Origin of the sequence: Streptomyces sp. NPDC002734 (assembly GCF_040295685.1) — a bacterium.
In the GTDB taxonomy this organism is placed as follows: domain Bacteria; phylum Actinomycetota; class Actinomycetes; order Streptomycetales; family Streptomycetaceae; genus Streptomyces.
This window is the reverse complement of the sequence record NZ_JBEOVU010000034.1, coordinates 45235-62784: the sequence shown is the minus strand read 5'-3', so window position 1 is coordinate 62784 and position 17550 is coordinate 45235. Positions and strand designations below refer to the sequence as shown.

Genomic DNA, 17550 nt, shown 5'->3' with positions numbered 1-17550 from the left:
AGGAGTACGCCGATGAGACCTACCCGAGCTCGCTCGGCCATGTTCGTCTGGGGAGTGACGACCGGCGCGCTGGCAGGCGTCGTGGCGTTCGCCGCCCCGGCCGAGGGCCAGGGGTTCGTCTGGGCCGTCGGCGGGGCCGCCGTGGTGACGGTCACCTCCGGTCTCGCCGCCTGGTTCCGCGGCCGTGAACGGCTCGCCCGCGAGCGGTACGCCGAACTCGAGGCGGACGCCGTGCGGTTCGCGGACACCACGCTGCCGGCGGCGCTCGCCCGGGTCGCCGAGGGAGCCACCGCCGAGCGGGTGCTGGCCGAGTGCACCCGGACCGGCAGGCGGGCGGCCCTGGCCCCCGCCCGGCCCGAGCAGGTGCGGGCGCTCCAGCAGGCCGTACGGGCAGTGGGTCGCAGCGAGGCCCGCCGGGCCGCCGCGCTGGCCGCCTGTGCCAACGCCGCCGGCCGCATGCAGGCCATGTCCACCTCCACCCTCGCCGAACTGCGGGAGATGGAGGAGCGGCACAACGACGGCGACGTGCTGGCCGACCTGCTGCACGTCGACCACCGCACCGCGCAGGCCGGCCGGCTGGCGGACTCCATCGCGGTGCTCAGCGGCGCCCGCTCCGGCCGCCGCTGGGCGCGTCCCATCGCCATGGAGTCGGTGCTGCGCGGCGCGATGGGCCGTATCGCGGGCTACCAGCGGGTGCGTCTGAGAGCCGTTCCGCCGAGTCTGTCCGTGGCGGGTCACGCCGCCGAGGGCGTGATGCACGTGCTGGCCGAACTCCTCGACAACGCCTGCAACTTCAGCCCGCCCAGCACCGAGGTCCACACCTACGTCAGCGAGGTGCCGGCCGGTCTGCTGGTCACCGTCGAGGACAGCGGCCTGACCATGAGCGACTCGGCCCTGCGCCGCGCCGAGCACGCGGTCTCCGGGGACACCCCCGACCTGTCGGCGCTCACCGGAACCCGGCTCGGTCTGGCCGTCGTCGGGCACCTGGCCCGCAAGCACGACCTCACGGTCTCCTTCCGTCCCTCCGCGACGGGCGGCACCGCGGTGCTGGTGCTCGTCCCCCGCCACCTGGTCTCCCGGACCGACGAGCCCGCGCCCGCCGCGGCCGCCGAAGCCTCCGCCACCGCCCCGGCCCCCGCCGCTGCCGCCCCCGAGCCGGCCGCCGCACGCCCGGCGGGCGGAGCGATCCCCAGCCAGCGCACTCCCGCCGGCCCCAGGACCACGGCCGGCCCCGACGCGCTCCCGCGTCGCCGGGCGGACCGCGGGACGCCCGGCGCGGGCTCCCCGTCGGGCGCGCCCGCCGTGCCGGCGACCTCCGCCACGGGACCCGACGCGCCCTCCTCGGGCTCCGGCTCCACGCTCCCCCGGCGCCGCCGCGGCCAGACCTTCGCCGCCGCCCACCCCGGCGGTCTGCCGAACACCCCGGGCGCCGCCCCGGACGGCGGCGACCGGCCCGCGCCCCGACCCGCCGCACACGGTGCGCGGTTCCACGCCTTCCGGCAGGCCGTCACGGGCCAGGCCGGTGAGAAGAGCACCACCCCCCGCGCGTCCGACTCGGCGACAGCCGAGGACAGGTAATCCCGCGACCCCCTCCCGCGAGCGCCGACACCCGAGGAATCCACCGATGACCCACGACCACAGTCGAATCGCCGAGCTGACATGGCTCCTGGAAGGCCTGCTCGAACGCACCCCGGGAGCGCGCCACGCGCTGGTGCTCTCCCGGGACGGTCTGAAGCTGTGCCACTCCCCCGAGCTCACCGTCGACCAGGCCGACCAGCTGGCCGCGATATCGGCGGGGATCCAGTCCCTCGCCCAGGGCGCCTCCGCCGAGTTCGGCAGCGGCGACGGCGGCGTACGGCAGTCGATGACGGAGTTCCACGGCGGCCTCCTGTTCATCGTGGAGGCCGGGGCCGGCGCCCACATCGCGGTCGTCGCCCAGGAGGACGCCGATCCCGGTCTGGTCGGGCACACCATGCAGGAGCTGATCGAGCAGCTCGGCGAGCACCTGAGCACGCCGCCCCGGGAGGCGACCGGCGAGGCCGTGAAGGCCGCCTCGTCGTGAACCGACCGGGGACCGACGACCGGCCGGACCGGCTGTACACCCTCACCTCGGGGCGCAGCCGGCCCTCCCGGGAGGACCTGGACCTGGTGACGCTGATCGTCGCCGAGAGCGGACCGGCGGCCGGGCTGTCGTCGGAGCTGGCGGCGATCCTGCGTCTGTGCGTCCACCCCACCTCGGTGGTCGAGATCTCCGCCGAGCTCGGCCTGCCCGTGTCCATCACGAAGATCCTCGTCTCGGATCTTCTGGACGCGGGCCGGGCCACCGCCCGTCATCCGCGGTACACCGCCTCCGGCCGTCCGGAGCTGGACCCCGCCACACTGGAGAAGGTGCTCGTTGGACTCCGCGCTCTCTGAATCACGGCCCGTGCCCGACGGGCCGCGCGCTCCGCTCGGCGACCGGGCCAGCAACGGCCTCAAGATCGTCGTCGTGGGCGGCTTCGGTGTCGGCAAGACCACCATGGTCCGTTCGGTCAGCGAGATCCGTCCCCTCAACACCGAGGAGACGATGACGCGCGCCGGGGTCCCCACCGACGACACCAGCCACGTGCCGGAGAAGACGTCGACCACGGTCGCCTTCGACTTCGGGCGGATCACGCTGGACGAGGAGACCGTCCTCTACCTGTTCGGCGCTCCCGGGCAGGAACGTTTCTGGTTCCTGTGGGACCGGCTGTTCGCCGGCACCATCGGCGCGGTGGTCCTGGTCGACGACCGCCGTCTCGACGAGTCCTGGTACGCGATCGACCGGCTGGAGCACCACGGCACGCCGTTCATCGTGGCCCGCAACGACTTCGGGGGTCTGCGGCACAGGCTGGAGGACGTCCGGGAGGCGCTCGACCTGGACCCGCGCGTCCCCCTGATCGACTGCGACGCCCGGTCGCGGCATTCCAGCAAGCAGGTCCTGCTGACGCTGGCCGAGCACCTGCAGACCCTCCATGGGGCCCACGCCGCGGCCCCCGTCCGGTGAGGCCGAGATGAACACATCAGCCCAGACCTCCGCGCAGGGCGGCGTCTGCCCCGTCGACCTGCTGGCGGACGAGCGTTTCCACACCGCGCCGCACGACCAGTACCGGGACATGCGGGCCCGGTTCGGTCCGGTGGTGCCGGTGGAGTTCGCCGGCTTCCCCGCCTGGCTGGTGATCGGCTACCGGGAGCTGCACCAGGTCACCAGCGATCCGGAGCTCTTCCCGCGCGACGCCGGCCTGTGGAACCAGTGGCCGAACGTGCCCGCGGACTGGCCGCTGCGTCCGATGCTGGGTGAGCGCGTGCCGTGCGTGTACTTCACCGTGGGCGAGGAGCACCGGCGGCACACCCGCTTGGTGAACTCGGTGCTCGAGCAGACCGACGCCTTCGAACTCCGGCGTGAGACGGAGGAGTTGGCGGACCGGCTGATCGACGCGTTCTGCGGGCGCGGGAGCGCCGACCTGGTCGACGAGTTCGCCGTGGCGCTGCCGATCCTCACGCTGGCCCGGCTCGCCGGGTTCCCCGACGAGGACGGTCCGCGCATCGCCGGCATCATCCAGCGGCTCTCCGACGCCGGCCCGGACGCCACGAAGGCGAACGACGAGTTCGGGGCGAGCATGCTGGAGCTGCTGAACTCCAAGCGCAAGGAGCCGGGCCCGGACATCGCCTCGCGGATCCTCGGGTTCGACAACTCCCCGGACGCGCCGTTCACCGAGGAGGAGATGGTCTGGGACCTGCGGGCCATCGTGGCCGCCGGGTACCTCCAGACCACCGACTGGATCGGCAACTCGATCCGGCTGATGCTCACCGACGTCCGCTTCGCGACCGCGCTGGGCGGGGCGCGGCACAGCATCGCGCAGGCCATGAACGAGGTGCTCTGGGAGGACACCCCGTCCCAGATGCTGCCCAACCGGTGGGCGGCCCGCGACACCACGCTGGGCGGGCGGGTGATCCGCGCCGGCGACCTGATCCTGCTGGGGTACGGCGGAGCCAACCTGGACCCGCACGTCCGCCAGGACCTGACGGCCGGGCGGACCGTGGTCGCGGCCGGCAACAGCGCCCATCTCTCCTTCAGCCACGGCGAGTACCGCTGTCCCTTCCCCGCCCAGGAGATCGCCGAAATCATCGCGCGGACCGGTATCGAGGTGCTCCTCGACCGGCTGCCCGACCTCGAGCTGACGGTCCCTGCCGAGTCCCTGGTGCGCCGCCCTTCCCCGTTCATGCGGGGGTTCACGTCGCTGCCAGTGCGTTTCACCGCCGTCCGGACTGTTGGAGACTACTCATGAAGTGCCCTCACACCGGCGCCGTCGCCGCCGAGCCCTCCGCCGAACCTCTGGTGATCGACCCGATGGTGCGGGACCTGGACGGCGAGACCGCACGTCTGGTCGCCTCCGGTCCCGTCGTGCCGATCGAGCTGCTGGGCGTGCCCGCCTGGTCCGTGACCCGGCACGCCGTGGCCCGTGACCTGCTGATGGACCCGCGTCTGGTCAAGGACCTGAACGCGTGGCGGCTGTGGCAGGAGGGGGTCGTCACCCGGGAGTGGCCGCTGATCACCATGATCGACGCGGGCCGGTCCATGTTCACCGTGGACGGCGCCGACCACCGCCGGCTGCGCACCAAGACCGCGCAGGCCCTCACGCCCCGGCGCATCGAGGCGGTGCGCGAGGACATCGTCGCCTTCACCCACGAGCTGCTCGACGCCATGGAGGAGGCCGGCCGGGACGGCTCCCCGGTGGACATGAAGGCGGTGTTCGCCCAGCCGCTGCCCATGCAGGTGGTGTGTCTGCTGCTCGACGTCCCCGTGGAGAGCCAGCCCTGGCTGGCGGACGGGTACAAGCGCTTCTTCTCCATGCTCACCCCGCACGAGGAGCGGCTGGAGATCCTGGAGACCTTCGACCGGTGGTACCTCGAGCTCATCCGCGAGCGGAAGGCGAACCCGGGCGACGACCTGCTCAGCGCGCTGATCCACAGCGAGGAGGGCGGCGAGCCGCTGAGCGAGGACGAGGTCCTGGGCAACCTCAAGGCGCTGGTGGCGGCGGGCCACGAGACCACCATCGACCTGATCACCAGCGCGACCCGTGCGCTGCTGAACCACCCCGACCAGCTGGCGCTGGTGCTCGGGGGCAAGGTGTCGTGGGAGACGGTGATCGAGGAGACCCTGCGCTGGGACCCGGCCAACACCCACCTGCTGATGCGGTTCCCCACCGAGGACCTCACCGTGGGCGACACGGTGATCCCCAAGGGCGACGGCGTGGTCATGTCGTACCGGGCGATCAACCGGGACCGCGAGCAGCACGGCGCCGACGCGGACGCCTTCGACCTCACCCGCGCGACGCCGATCCGTCACATGGCCTTCGGCCACGGCCCGCACATCTGCCCCGGGGCGGCGCTGTCCCGGCTGGAGGCGGCCATCGCCCTGCCGGCGTTGTTCGAGCGGTTCCCGGGCATGCGGGCGGCGCTGCCCGACGGGGAGATCCAGAACCTCCCCGTCATGACGCAGAACGACCTGGCGGCGTTCCCGGTGTTCATCGCCTGACGCCCGGTCCGTCATCGGAACCCCGGCCCGCGGCCTTCCCGCCGAGGACCGGGGCTCCGGCGTACCGGTCCTCCTCCCGGGAGGTGACCAGCGCGCCGAAGCGGTGGGCCACCGTGCGCCAGACCTCGGCCGCGGCGGCCTCGTCGCGCTGTGCGCGGGCGAGCAGTTCGGCGTGGTCGAAGCCGTTGCGGGCCAGCCGCTCGGGGTTCCAGTGGGCGAGGCGTTCGGCGGCGATCTCCGGGTGGAACTGCACGCCCCAGGCGGACCGGCCGACCCGGAACGCCTGGTGCGGGCAGGTCTCGGAGCGGGCCAGCCAGACGGCGGCGGGCGGCAGGGCGGTGACCGCGTCCACGTGGTGCTCGATGGCGGTGACCCGCTCGGGCAGGCCGTGCAGCAGCGGATCGTCGGCGACCGCGCCCGGCAGCAGGGTGAGCGGGGTGCTGCCCGCCTCCGGTGTGCCGTGCTCGGCCCGCACCTCGCCTCCGGCCACCTGGGCGAGGAGCTGACCGCCCAGGCAGATGCCCAGATAGGGCAGGCCGGTCTCCAGCGCCTCCCGGGCCAGGGCGCGGGTGGCCGGGAGCCAGGGCGCGCGGAGGTCGTCGTCGGGCATGAAGGGACCGCCGAGGACCACCAGCGCCGCGTACCGGCCCTCCAGCGCACGGGGCAGCGCCGCTCCGGTGTGGGCCTCGACCACCTCGCAGCCGAGCCCGGCCTCGCCCAGCCAGTCCTGGAGCCGGCCGGGGCCGCCGCCGGGGAAGTTCTGCACGACGAGGGCGGTGGGAGCGGGCATGCCTGGTCCTTTCGGTGCCGGATACGGCTGTCGGCGTCGGTGTCCACCGATCCCTACCCCCGGCGGGGCCGGGTCAGTACCGCCGTCGCCCGGGTCGCGCGCCGCGCCGGCGGGGAGCCGTGCGGACCGGTGCGGTGACGTCGCGGCGGACGGCTTCTTCCCTCGCGCCGGTGGGCGCTGCCAGGATGGCGGGGCCATCGGCGCGGGGTGGCGAACCCGAGGGGGAACGGTCATGGACGAACTCGAGAGGGAGAAGCTTCAGCAGGAGCGGCTGGTCGCGGCGTTGGAGGACGCCGGGGTCCGGTGGGGGCAGGTGGCCGACTGCGGCCCGGTGAGCGGCGGCACCTTCGGCACCGTCTTCGGCGTGCGCACGACCGACGGCGAGCGGATCGTGGTGAAGCTGGCGCCCTCCTCCGACCGTCCGGTGCTGGAGTACGAGCGCGGCATCCTGGGGACCGAGGCCTGGTACCTGCGGACCGCCCGGGAGCGGACGGGCGTCCCGGTCGCCACGGTGCTCGCGGTGAGCGCGCAGGACGAGGGTCGGCCCGGCGACCACCTGGTCACCGGGTACTGCCCGGGGAAGCCGTGGAACGAGCTGCAGCAGGAGGTCGGGCCCGAGGACCGGGACCACCTGCGCAGGGAACTCGGCGGGCACGTCGCCCGCATGCACGCCCTCGACGGCGCGGAGGGCTTCGGCTACCCGGCGCTCTCCCTCGGCCCCCTCCGCCCGAGCTGGCGTGAGACGTTCCTCGCGATGGTCGACTCGGTACTCGGGGACGCGGCACGCTTCGACGTCACGCTGCCCCGGCCGGCCAAGGAGATCCGGGAGGTGCTCACCGCCGAGAGCGGGTCGCTCGACGAGGTGACCGTGCCCCGGCTGGTGCACTGGGACCTGTGGGACGGCAACATCCTCGCCGAGCTCGCGCCGCAGGGCGCTCCCGACGCCGGCCGGCCGCGGATCACCGCGCTGATCGACGCCGAACGGGCCCTGTGGGGCGACCCGGTGGCCGAGTTCGTCTCGCTGGGCCTCTACCACGACATCACCCGCGACGAGCCGTTCTGGGAGGGCTACCGCGCCGCGGGCGGCACCGTCACCTTCGACGCGGCCGCCCGCAACCGGATGGCCCTCTACCGCGCCCACCTCTACCTGATCATGTGGGTGGAGGCGGTGCCCCGGAAGTTCGACGCCGGGCACCTCGCCTGGCTGGAGCGGGACATCTACCGGCCGCTCGGGGAGATGATCGACGCCTGGGCCGGTGGGCGGGGACCGATGGAGCACGTGTGGCCTAGGGAATGAGCACCAGGCGGATGGGGTTGCCCTGCTTGGACTCCAGGCGCTCCACCGCCTTGGCCGCGTCCTCCAGCGGGAGCGCCCCGCTGACGGAGCGTGAGAAGTCCAGGCGTCCCAGCGCGTTCAGCCGCACCAGGTCCACCACGTGCCGCGGCTCCGAGCCGTAGTGCCCCAGGATCTGCTTGCGCCCGTACTGGAACAGCCCGTCGCTCTCCACGGTGAGCGGGCCGCCGCTGATGCCCACCAGCACCAGTCGGCCGCCCGCCCCCAGAGCCTCCAGAGCCTGGCTCCGCACCGGCGCGACGCCGGCGAAGTCGAACGCGACGTCCAGGCACGCTCCGCCGGTGGCGGCGGCGATCCTGGCGGCGAGGTCCGGGTCCTGCGGATCCAGCGCGAGGTCCGCGCCGAACTCCAGGGCCCGTTCGCGGGCCGCCTCCACGGGGTCCACGGCGACGATCGGCGCCGCGCCCATGAACCGCAGCAGCTGCACGCCGTGCGCGCCCAGGCCGCCGACACCCCAGACGCCGACCGCCTCGCCCGCCTTGACCTGCCCGGTCCACTCGACGGCGCCCCACGGGGTGGACACCGCGTCGGGGATGATCGCCGCCTGCTCGAAGGGGAGGGTGTCGGGGATCGGCACCAGCACCTCGGCCGGCGCCACCACGTACTCGGCCCAGCCGCCGTCGTAGTCGACGCCCATCGTCCACACCACGTCGCCGACCCGCTTGCCCGCGCCGACGATCACCCGTGCGCCCGGCGCGGTCCCGGTGACGCCGTCGCCGAGCAGGTCCACCTCGCCGGCCACCTCGTGCCCGAGGGTGACCTCGTCGCCCTGGAGCAGCATGGGGCGCAGCCGGCCGTCGACGAGGTGGACGTCGGAGAGGCACACGCCCGCGGCGCGCACCCGCACCCGCACCTCGCCGGGGCCGGGGTCCGGGACGGGCACCTCCTGGACGGCGAACGTCCTGGTCGTGAAGTTCATCCGGCCCGCCAGCATGGTGCGGCTCGTGCGGCTCATGACGTACGTCCCTTCCCGTTCCTGTCGGCCTCGGCGGCCCCGTCGGCCCGCTCCTCGTCACCTTCGTACACCCACGCGGGCAGGGGCTCGCGTCTGCCCCGCCAGTCGGCGGGAGCGTCGCCCACCCCGGTGCGGGCCGCGACGATGCCGCCCACGACGGCGCAGGTCGTGTCGACGTCGCCGAATCCCTCCGCGGTGTGCCACAGCGCCTCGGTCAGGTCGTCGGCGTGCCGGGTCGCGGACCAGACGGCGAAGGGGACGGTGTCGGCGGCGGAGATCTTCTCCCCGCTGCCCAGGATCTCCGCGGCGTCGGCCGCGGAGGTGCCCGCGGGGAGCCGGGCGGCCTCGAGCAGTCCGTCGCGCACCGCGCCGTCCGGGGTCCGCTCCACCACCTCGGCCAGGAGCCGGGACGGCTCGGGGGCCGCCCTGCCCCGGCTCGCGGCGAACAGCGCGGCGGCCACCGCGACCGCGACCGCTCCGGCCACCGCCTCGGGGTGGGTGTGCGTCACCTCCGCCGAGAGCACCGCCTGCTCGGCGGCCTCCTCGACGTCGTCGTGGAACCAGGCGCCCAGCGGGGCGACCCGCATCGCCGCCCCGTTGCCCAGACTGCCCCGGCCGTCGAACATGGCGCGTGCCTCGGCACGCCACCGGTCGGGCCGCTCGGCCAGCCGGGGAAGGAGCTGGTGCATGCCGTAGCCGTAACCCCGGTACTGGTCGTCCAGATAGATCACGCCGAACGCCTCGGCCAGCAGCTCCTGGTGGACGGCCCCGGTGCTCCGCACGACCCCGAACAGGGCGAGTGCCAGCGCCGTGTCGTCGGTCCAGCGCCAGGGGACGGGGCCCTCGGGCGTCCTGCGCTCCCGCAGGGCCGCGGCCGCCATGTGCTGCCCGCCGTGGAAGCGCGGGAACCATCGCTCGCCGAAGGCGTCGCCGAGCGCCAGCCCTTCCAGCGAGTCGAGTGCGGGCGAACCGGCGGCCACGGGAGCGGAAGGAGGAGTGGTGGTCATGCCCGGCATGCTTCCATCCGTGGCGCCGGCCGGGAAAGGAATTACGCCTCCCGCACGCAGTGCAGGTACAGGTGCGGTTCCGGTTCCCCCTCGGGGTGGGCCGGGGTGAACAGCACGGACCGCTCCTCCAGGACGGTGAGCCCGGCCTGCCGGGCCAGTGCGGTGAAGCCGTCCGCCGCGAAGCTGCTCACCCGGACCGGGTGGCCCATGAACACGTGCGGGACGTCGTCCGCGTCCACCGGCACCGTCGCCAGCACCACGGCTCCGCCCGGCCGCACCGCGCGGGCGGCCCGCGCCACCAGGGCCGTCTGTTCGTCACGGGTCATCTGGAGCAGGGAGAAGTACACCGTGACGGCGTCGAACGCCTCCTCCTCCAGCGGCGCCTCGCGGACGTCGGCGAGGCGGAACCGGGCGCCGGGGACCTGCCGGGAGGCGAGCTCCACCATCACCGGCGAGACGTCGAGGCCCAGCACGTCGTGGCCCGCCGCGGCGAGGACCTCGGCGGTGGGCCGCCCGGTGCCGCTGCCCACGTCCAGGACCTTGCTGCCGGGCGCCAGCCGGCCGAGCAGCCAGTCCAGCGAGGCGTGGTGCGCCTCTGCTCCGGCGAACGCCTTCTCGTAGTCGGCGCCCAGCGCGTCGAAGAGGGCTTCGGGGCGCGGGCGGGGGGTGCTTCCGTCGGCGTCGGTCATGGCGGCATCGTCGCACCGGCCCGACGGGAGGACAATGGTGCCGTGCCCACCTTGCTGATCGTCCATCACACGCCCTCGCCGAGCTGTCAGGCGATGTTCGAAGCGGTCGTCTCCGGGGCGACCGATCCGGAGATCGAGGACGTCAGGGTCGTCCGCCGGGCGGCGCTGGCGGCCACCGCCTCCGACGTCCTGGAGGCCGACGGCTACGTCCTCGGCACGCCCGCCAACCTCGGGTACATGTCGGGCGCGCTCAAGCACTTCTTCGACCAGGTCTACTACCCCTGTCTCGACGCCACCCGGGGCCGCCCGTTCGGCTACTACCTGCACGGGAACAACGACGTGACCGGCGCCGCGCGGGGCATCGAGTCGATCACCACCGGTCTGGGCTGGCGACGCGCGGCCGAGCCGGTGACCGTCACCGGGGAGCCGGGCAGGGCCGGGACCGAGGCGTGCTGGGAGCTGGGCGCGACCGTCGCGGCGGGCCTGACGGTCTGAGCCGGCCGCGGCGGACGCGCCCCGGTCAGCACGTCTCGTCGTGGAGGACCACGTCGAACTCGAACACCACCCGGGAGTCGCCGCCGAGCTGGTGGGCCGCGCAGATCTTCCACTGCTCGGGGTTCTCCACCGGTCTTCCCTCGCCGCTCGCGTCGGTGAAGCGGACGTCCGGGTCCCCCTGGAGTTGTTCCATCGCCCTGCGCGCGTTGCCGCCCTCGTACTGGTCGGTGAGGTCGGCCAGGGTGCTGAGCACCTCGGGTGTGGCGGCGGCCGGGGAGCCGGACGCCGCGGGGACCTCGGCGGCGGGCTCGGACGCGGCGCCGCACGCCGTGGTCCCGAGGAGGGTCAGGGTGAGCACGGCGGCCGAGCGGGCGACGGCGGTGCGGGGTGCTGTGGGGCGCATGGTCCCTCTCGGACGGCGGCCGGATCGGGCCGGAGAACGACGGTCTGCCGCCCCCGACCGGTGCGACGATCCGACCGGTCGGGCCGCGGAGATCGAACTCTACGCCCGGCGGTCCGCCCCCGCCCCGGCGGGGCGCTGCCCGCACGCGGGGGTCAACTGACGTATGCGCAGGTGCTCATGACGGAACGTCAGGAAGACGGCGCCTCTCCCCCGGGCCTTCCCCTGACGCTCGTCAGCCGGCGGCGTCCGCCAGCTCCTGCTCCAGCCAGGTGCGGCCGCGGGTGCGCGGGGCGAGGCGGGTGCCGTCGAGGAGGGCGGTGAGGCGGTCGGCCTCCGCGCCCACCGCGGCGCGGGCCTCGGCGCCGACGTCCTCCAGGAAGCGGTGGACGACCCGGCCGTCCTCGTCGGTGGTCCACCCGCCGACGACGCGGCCGTTCCACCACACGGAGGGTCCGCCGTTGCCCGCTCGGTCGAACAGCTTGGGGCCGTGCGGGCCGAGGAACCACTCACGGCGCTGCCAGCCCATGGGCGTGGGATCGAGCGCGGGCAACAGGGCCGCCCAGGGCTCGGGTTCCGGCACGTCCTCCTGGTCGTCGGCGAGCAGCAGCCCCGGCGAGCCGTCGAGGTCCACCTCCACCAGGTCCAGGCCGGCCAGCGCCCGCCGGGTGCGCGTGCGCGTCCAGCCGGTCCACCACTGGAGGTCCTCGGCGGGGGCGGGGCCGAAGGACCGCAGGTACAGCCGGGCGAGTTCCCTCTCGGCCTCCGCCTCGGGGATCTCGGCGAGCCCCTGCGGGCACCACCGGGTCAGCGGTGACCAGCGGTACTGGTGGGAGGTCCACGATCCGCGGGGTCTGCCGCGCACCGCCCGGCCGTCGGCGGCCAGCAGGAGCAGCAGCCGGGCGGCCACGCTCTGCCGGGCCTCGTTGCGGCTGCCGCGGCCGAGCACCACCCGCTCGGCCAGCCGCGGGTCGTCCGCGGCGAGTTCGGTCGCCGTGGCCTCGCCGCGCTTGTCCAGCGAGGCGAGCGCCGCCTCCTCCGCGCCGGTCAGCCAGCGGGCGGCGCCGGGTTCCGTGCCGTCGGGGATGCCGGACTCGGCGAGCATCTTGACGAGTTTGCGGCGCTCCCTCGCCGCGACCTCCACGGAGCTGGCGCTCTGCAGGACCGCGGCCAGGTCGAGGGTGGTGACGAAGACGGTGCGGCGCATCGCCAGCAGCCGGATCAGCGTCCGCTCCTCGTAGAGCGCCCGCTCCACCTCGGCGACGCCGCAGCCGGTGGTCCGCACCCAGCAGGACAGGTGCACCGACGTCGGGTCGGTGCCGTGCAGCGCCACCATGGCGCGGGCGGCCTCCGCCGGATCCGTGGCCCGGCCGTCGGGCGTCAGCAGGTGCCGCCGCCCCAGCCGGGCCCGGCGCTGCTCCACACCGATGGTCCGCATGCGCCGTCCTTCTCCTGGGGGGCCGCCGCGCGCCCGTGCGGCGCGCAGGGCTCTTCGGGTGGTGGTCACCGGTGACGACCGGTGGTGGCGAAAACAGAAAGGCAAGGAGAGCGCTCTCCTTGCCATGCTCAACGTATAGCGCACCGGGGGGCTTGCCGCAAGACCCCGGTCAGGCCCCAGAATCCGTGGTCCGATCGACGACCGCCGTGCGGAACAGGGCGGTCCTGGAGGTGTCGCAGTGACCGAGCAGTACGTGCTGGACCTACGGGCCGTGGACGCGGCCATGGCTCCGGCCGTCGGGGGGAAGGGCGCGCACCTGGGCGTGCTGGCGCGGATGGAGGGTGTCCGGGTACCGGACGGCTTCTGCGTGACGACGGGCGCCTTCCGGCTGGTCGTGGAGCGGGAGCCGTCGATCGGCGAGCGCATCGACCGGCTCTCGTCCGTCGCCCCGGACGACCGGGCCGCGTCGGCGGCGCTGGCCGGGGAGATCCGCGAGGCCGTCGAGGAGGCGGGCGTCCCGGACGACGTCGCGGCGGAGATCACGCGGGCGCTCGCCCGGCACGGCGAGGGGGCCGCCTACGCCGTGCGGTCCAGCGCGACGGCCGAGGACCTGCCGACGGCCTCCTTCGCGGGCCAGCAGGACACCTACCTGAACGTCCTCGGCCCGGCCGACGTGCTGCGGCACGTCGGCCGGTGCTGGGCCTCGCTGTTCACCGAACGGGCCGTGGCCTACCGGCGGCGCAACGGCATCGACCACCGCGCGGTCGACATGGCGGTGGTCGTGCAGCGGATGGTCGTCCCGGAGGCGTCCGGTGTCCTGTTCACGGCCGACCCCGTCACCGGGAACCGGAAGGTCTCCACCGTGGAGGCGGTCCTCGGCCTGGGCGAGGCCCTGGTCTCCGGCCTGGTGGACCCGGACGCCTTCACGGTGCGCGGCGGCCGCATCGTCACGAGGACGGTCGGCGCGAAGCGGCGCGAGGTGCGCGCCCTGGCGGACGGCGGCACCCGGGAGGTGGAGGCCGATCCGCGGCGCCGGGCGGAGCCGTCCCTGACGGACGCGCAGGTGGTGCGCCTGGTGGAGCTCGGACGCCGGATCGAGGCGGGCTTCGGATGCCCGCAGGACATCGAATGGTGCCTGGCGGAGGGCGAGTTCGCCGTCGTGCAGAGCCGCCCGGTCACCACGCTCTTCCCGGTCCCCGAGGCCGGTGACGACGGGAACCACGTCTACGTCTCGGTCGGTCACGGTCAGATGATGACCGACCCCATGAAGGCCCTGGGGCACTCGATGTGGCGGCTGACGGCGCTCGTGCCGATGCACGAGGCCGGCGGAAGGCTGTTCGTCGACGTCACCCCGCGGCTGGCCTCGCCCGCGGGCCGTGCCGCTCTGCTGGACGCGATGGGGAAGGGCGATCCGCTGGTCAGGGACGCCCTGGAGACCGTCCTGGAGCGGGACGGCTTCGTCCCCTCGCTGCCGGACGAGCCGTCGGCGGGACCGCCGGCCGGCGCTGCGCCCCCGCCCGGCGCGCCGGAGTCCGTCGCGCCCGACCCTTCCGTCGTCACCGAACTGGTCGAGCGCAGCCGGGCCTCCCTCGCGGCGCTGGAACGCGACCTGGCGTCGAGGACCGGGACGGCCCTCTTCGACTTCCTGCTGGAGACGTTCGAGGAGCACCGGAGGGTGGTCCGGGATCCGCTGAGCCATCAGGCGCTGATGGCGGGCTTGGGGGCCACCTGGTGGCTCGACGAGAAGCTGGAGGAGTGGCTGGGCGAGAAGAACGCGGCCGACACGCTGACCCTGTCGGCCCCGGGCAACATCACCTCGGAGATGGGGCTGGCACTGCTCGACGTCGCGGACGCGATCCGTCCGCACCCCGAGGTGGTGGCCTTCCTCCAGGGCGTCGAGGGCGACGACTTCCTGCCGGAACTGGAGAGGCTCCCCGGCGGCAGGCAGGCGCGCGAGGCCCTGGAGAGCTACCTGGACCGGTACGGCATGCGGTGTGTCGGGGAGATCGACATCACCAGGCCGCGGTGGCGCGAGCGCCCCACCGCGCTGGTGCCGGCGATCCTGGACAACGTCAGGAACTTCGGACCCGGCGCCGCCGCCCGGCGCTTCGAGGAGGGGCGGCTGGCGGCCCTGCGGAAGGAGCAGGAGGTCCTGGCGCGGCTGCGGGCGCTGCCCGACGGTGACCGCAGGGCCGAGGAGACGGAGCGGATGATCGCCCGGGTCAGGAACTTCATCGGGTACCGGGAGTATCCGAAGTACGACATCGTCTGCCGCTACTTCCTCTACAAGCGGGCCCTGCTGGCGGAGGCGGTGCGGCTGGCCCGCGCGGGTGTGGTCGCGGACCCCCAGGACGTCTTCCACCTCACCTTCCAGGAGTTTCACGAAGCCGTGCGGACCCACCGGGTGGAGGAAGGGCTCGTCCGGCGGCGCGCGGAGGAGTTCCGCTCGTACCACGCGCTGACGCCGCCCCGGGTGCTCACCTCCGACGGGGACGCCCTCACCGGGGCGTACCGGCGCGACGACGTCCCGGCCGGCGCCCTGGTGGGTCTGCCGGTGTCCGCCGGTGCCGTGGAGGGGAGGGCGCGCGTGGTCCTCGATCTCGCGGACGCCGATCTCGCGGCGGGCGACATCCTGGTCACCCCCTTCACCGACCCCAGCTGGTCGCCCCTGTTCGTGGGGATCGCGGGCCTGGTGACGGAGGTGGGCGGCCGGATGACCCACGGCGCGGTGATCGCCCGGGAGTACGGACTTCCGGCCGTCGTCGGGGTGGAGGGGGCCACCCGCCTGATCCGTGACGGGCAGCGCATCCGCGTCCACGGGACCGAGGGGTACGTCGAGCTGCTGTCCTGACGCGAGGCCCCCGGGAGGACCCCAGGAAGGAGGGGCGACGGGTTGCCGACACCGGTGTCGAGAAGAGCGTCTATGATGCTGACACTGCTGTCGTCAAGTTCCGGCAAAGCGCTGTGTGCGCCTGCCGTGGTGCGACGCTGCCCGTCGCCTCCTGCTCCGTGGAGATCCCCGTGTTCCTCGCCCTACGCGACCTGCGCTTCGCCCGCGGTCGTTTCGCCCTGATGGGGGCCGTGGTCGCCCTCATCGCCGTGCTCGGCGTCCTGCTGTCCGGACTGGCCTCCGGGCTGGCCGACGCCGGCATCTCCGGCCTGCGCGCCCTGCCCGTGTCCCACCTGGCCTTCGACGCGAAGGCGACCAGTGAGCAGTTCTCCCGTTCGACCGTGGAGGCCGAGGACTGGGAGTCCTGGTCGGCCGCTCCCGGGGTGGAACGGGCCGAGCCGTTCGGCAACACCCTCGTCAACGCCCAGGTCACCGAGGGCGCGGAGAAGGGCGAACAGGTCAACCTCGCGGTGTTCGGCATGACGCCGGAGTCCGCCATGGCGCCGGAGCCCACCGAGGGCAGGTCCTTCGCGGACGGTGGTGGCGGCATCGTCATCACCCAGGAGATCGCCGACCTGGGCGTGCGGATCGGTGACGTGCTCACCGCGGACCGCAGCGAGGTCCGCCTGAAGGTCGTCGGACTGGTCGACGAGCCGGTGTCGTACGGCCACATCGGCGTCGTCTACGCCGATCTGGACACGTGGCGGCACCTGCACTACGGCCTGCCCGGGGAGCTTCCCGAGGCGGCGGCCCGCCAGGCCACCGCCGTGGCGCTGACGCTGGCCCCGGACGCCGACGTGAGCAAGGTGGAGCACGCCACCGGCACCCGCGCCGACACCAAGGAGAAGGCCTTCGACGCCTCTCCCGGATACGCGGCCGAGTCGAGCACCATGGCCCTGATCAAGGGCTTCCTGTACGCCATCTCCGCCCTGGTGATCGGGGCGTTCTTCACCGTGTGGACGGTGCAGCGCAAGGCGGAGATCGCTCTGCTGAAGGCGCTCGGCGCGCCCACGCGCTACATCCTGCGCGATGCCCTCGCCCAGGTGGTCGTGGTCCTGGTGGCCGCCACCGCGGCGGGCACGGCCGTGGGACTGGCCCTGGGCAGCGCGATGATCGGCAAGGCGCCCTTCTCGCTGTCCGCCTCCGCCGTCGCCACCTCCGCCGCCCTGCTGATCGTCCTCGGCGCCGCGGGCGCCGCCGTCGCCGTCCGCCGTATCACCGCCGTCGACCCCCTGACCGCCCTGGGAGCCACCCGATGACCGTCCCCGCCGCCGACACCGCTTCCGAAGCCGCCGCCTCGGCCTCCGGCCTGAGCCTGTGCGACGTCACCCTGGTCCACGGCGACGGCGACACGGCCGTCACCGCCCTCGACCAGGTCACCCTGCGCGTCGCACCCGGGGAGTTCGTCGCCGTCGTGGGGCCCTCCGGTTCGGGCAAGTCCAGCCTCCTCGCCGTCGCCGGCGGGCTTCAGCGCCCCACGTCCGGCACCGTCACCGTGGCGGGCGCCGAGCTGACGTCCTTGACGGACAAGCGGCGCACCGAGGCCCGCCGCCGGCACATCGGCTTCGTCTTCCAGCAGTCCAACCTGCTCAACTCACTCACCGTGCGGGAGCAGTTGCTGCTGCCGCTGCACATCGACGGCCGCCTCGACGCGGCGGCCCGCGCACGGGCGGACGAGCTGATCGAGGCGGTCGGCCTCGCGCACCGCGCCGGCGCCCGGCCGCACCAGCTGTCCGGCGGTGAACGTCAGCGGGCCGGTCTGGCCCGGGCTCTGATGACCTCCCCCGCGGTGCTCCTGGTCGACGAGCCCACCTCGGCGCTCGACCGGGCACGGTCGGCGGAGGCCGTGCGGCTGATCGCCGAGCAGACCCGGGCGCACGGGACGGCGACCGTCATGGTCACCCACGACACGGCGATAATGGACGCCGCCGACCGGGTGCACGAGATGGTCGACGGCCGCCTGTCCTGACCGGGA

General features: G+C 74.1%; 17 protein-coding genes. 11 read left to right on the top strand and 6 right to left on the bottom strand.

All coding sequences use genetic code 11. The features are described from left to right. Positions 1-12: 12 nt before the first annotated feature. Genes ABT026_RS25965 through ABT026_RS25940 form a run of 6 tightly spaced genes read left to right on the top strand, consistent with a single transcriptional unit; the run spans position 13 to position 5557 of the window. Positions 13-1578: an ATP-binding protein gene (locus ABT026_RS25965; RefSeq protein ID WP_351117556.1), complete on the top strand. Its 1566-nt coding sequence runs from the start codon at positions 13-15 to the stop codon at positions 1576-1578. A 46-nt stretch (positions 1579-1624) separates the two neighbouring features. Continuing rightward, complete coding sequence (locus ABT026_RS25960) at positions 1625-2062, top strand: roadblock/LC7 domain-containing protein (protein WP_351117555.1); 438 nt, start codon at positions 1625-1627, stop codon at positions 2060-2062. Beyond that, complete coding sequence (locus ABT026_RS25955; RefSeq protein WP_351117554.1) at positions 2059-2415, top strand: DUF742 domain-containing protein; 357 nt, start codon at positions 2059-2061, stop codon at positions 2413-2415. Before ABT026_RS25960 ends, ABT026_RS25955 begins: the two co-directional genes overlap by 4 nt. Next, complete coding sequence (locus ABT026_RS25950; protein WP_502968055.1) at positions 2396-3025, top strand: GTP-binding protein; 630 nt, start codon at positions 2396-2398, stop codon at positions 3023-3025. Before ABT026_RS25955 ends, ABT026_RS25950 begins: the two co-directional genes overlap by 20 nt. Before the next feature lie 7 nt (positions 3026-3032). Next, the gene (locus ABT026_RS25945; RefSeq protein WP_502968054.1) at positions 3033-4307 is read left to right on the top strand and encodes a cytochrome P450; all 1275 of its coding nucleotides are present in this window, start codon (positions 3033-3035) and stop codon (positions 4305-4307) included. Further along, a complete protein-coding gene (locus ABT026_RS25940) occupies positions 4304-5557 on the top strand; it encodes a cytochrome P450 family protein (protein WP_351117552.1) in 1254 nt (417 codons plus the stop codon). Before ABT026_RS25945 ends, ABT026_RS25940 begins: the two co-directional genes overlap by 4 nt. Here ABT026_RS25940 and ABT026_RS25935 read toward each other — a convergent pair. Continuing rightward, positions 5547-6347: a type 1 glutamine amidotransferase gene (locus ABT026_RS25935; protein ID WP_351117551.1), complete on the bottom strand. Its 801-nt coding sequence runs from the start codon at positions 6345-6347 to the stop codon at positions 5547-5549. The genes ABT026_RS25940 and ABT026_RS25935 overlap by 11 nt on opposite strands. 232 nt (positions 6348-6579) lie before the next feature. Here ABT026_RS25935 and ABT026_RS25930 point away from each other — a divergent pair, with 232 nt between their 5' ends. Beyond that, on the top strand, positions 6580-7644 hold the full coding sequence (locus tag ABT026_RS25930; protein WP_351117550.1) for a phosphotransferase family protein: 1065 nt from the start codon (positions 6580-6582) through the stop codon (positions 7642-7644). Here the strand turns inward: ABT026_RS25930 and ABT026_RS25925 are convergent. From ABT026_RS25925 to ABT026_RS25915, 3 genes are read right to left on the bottom strand one after another with little or no spacing between them, the layout of a single operon-like run. Continuing rightward, positions 7634-8656 carry a zinc-binding dehydrogenase gene (locus tag ABT026_RS25925; RefSeq protein WP_351117549.1) on the bottom strand — a complete coding sequence of 341 codons (1023 nt, stop codon included), beginning with the start codon at positions 8654-8656 and terminating at the stop codon, positions 7634-7636. The two genes, ABT026_RS25930 and ABT026_RS25925, sit on opposite strands and share 11 nt — an antisense overlap. Further along, a complete protein-coding gene (locus tag ABT026_RS25920) occupies positions 8653-9663 on the bottom strand; it encodes an ADP-ribosylglycohydrolase family protein (RefSeq protein WP_351117548.1) in 1011 nt (336 codons plus the stop codon). Before ABT026_RS25920 ends, ABT026_RS25925 begins: the two co-directional genes overlap by 4 nt. A 41-nt stretch (positions 9664-9704) precedes the next feature. Continuing rightward, positions 9705-10352 (bottom strand): class I SAM-dependent methyltransferase, encoded by a 648-nt coding sequence (locus ABT026_RS25915; protein WP_351117547.1) that lies wholly within the window; start codon positions 10350-10352, stop codon positions 9705-9707. A 42-nt stretch (positions 10353-10394) separates the two neighbouring features. Here ABT026_RS25915 and ABT026_RS25910 point away from each other — a divergent pair, with 42 nt between their 5' ends. Next, positions 10395-10847 (top strand): flavodoxin family protein, encoded by a 453-nt coding sequence (locus ABT026_RS25910; RefSeq protein WP_108953053.1) that lies wholly within the window; start codon positions 10395-10397, stop codon positions 10845-10847. Between the two features lie 25 nt (positions 10848-10872). Here the strand turns inward: ABT026_RS25910 and ABT026_RS25905 are convergent, their stop codons facing one another. Together ABT026_RS25905 and ABT026_RS25900 are read right to left on the bottom strand one after the other, a co-directional pair. After that, positions 10873-11250 (bottom strand): hypothetical protein, encoded by a 378-nt coding sequence (locus tag ABT026_RS25905; RefSeq protein ID WP_351117546.1) that lies wholly within the window; start codon positions 11248-11250, stop codon positions 10873-10875. A 232-nt stretch (positions 11251-11482) separates the two neighbouring features. Beyond that, positions 11483-12685, bottom strand: coding sequence for a winged helix DNA-binding domain-containing protein (locus ABT026_RS25900; protein WP_351117545.1), 1203 nt, complete (start codon positions 12683-12685; stop codon positions 11483-11485). Positions 12686-12923: 238 nt separating this feature from the next. On the opposite strand from ABT026_RS25900, the gene rph reads away from it, so the two are divergent. The 3 genes from rph (at position 12924) to ABT026_RS25885 (ending at position 17544) form a co-directional block, all read left to right on the top strand. Next, on the top strand, positions 12924-15536 hold the full coding sequence (gene rph / locus ABT026_RS25895; protein ID WP_351117544.1) for a rifamycin-inactivating phosphotransferase: 2613 nt from the start codon (positions 12924-12926) through the stop codon (positions 15534-15536). 170 nt (positions 15537-15706) lie between these two features. Next, positions 15707-16834: an ABC transporter permease gene (locus ABT026_RS25890; RefSeq protein ID WP_351117585.1), complete on the top strand. Its 1128-nt coding sequence runs from the start codon at positions 15707-15709 to the stop codon at positions 16832-16834. Beyond that, a complete protein-coding gene (locus tag ABT026_RS25885; RefSeq protein WP_351117543.1) occupies positions 16831-17544 on the top strand; it encodes an ABC transporter ATP-binding protein in 714 nt (237 codons plus the stop codon). The genes ABT026_RS25890 and ABT026_RS25885 overlap by 4 nt, the downstream gene beginning before the upstream one ends. The last annotated feature ends 6 nt before the right edge of the window (positions 17545-17550 follow it).